At 48.3% G+C, this 416-nt stretch carries 1 protein-coding gene; it reads right to left on the minus strand.

Translation table 11 applies throughout. The annotated features are described in order from the left end of the window. Nucleotides 1–416, minus strand: a 416-nt coding sequence (locus KVT36_RS31565; protein WP_217607404.1) for a condensation domain-containing protein, incomplete at both ends; no start/stop codon positions are given.

Here is a 416-nt window from a genome sequence, read left to right on the forward strand (position 1 = left end):
TAACTGCGCCGATAACAGCTCTCCTGAGATATAGCGGCGTTGCCATATTGCATAATCTGCATATTGAACCGGCAGCACGGGTAAAATAGCTGCGCTGCCTTGTTCGTAACTATGATAGTAAGCAACAAACTCCCGTAACAGTACCGGCATAGACCAGCCATCTGCTGCAATATGATGCAACACCAGCACCAGCAGGTGATCGTTTTCACCACTGTTTATTATCGTTGCCCGTAACATATAATCACGGCTCAGATCAAACGGCTGGCGGATCAGCGCTCCTATCTGCGCTGTTACATCTGAAGAGGCGTCTATTATATTTAGTTGCCAGCTGTCTGCGTCCAATACTTCCTGCCAGCGCTGATCATGCTCACTTTTCAATACACTGCGCAGCACCTCATGACGGTTGATCACCTGTT

Source organism: Chitinophaga sp. GbtcB8, from assembly GCF_019091455.1.
In the GTDB taxonomy this organism is placed as follows: domain Bacteria; phylum Bacteroidota; class Bacteroidia; order Chitinophagales; family Chitinophagaceae; genus Chitinophaga.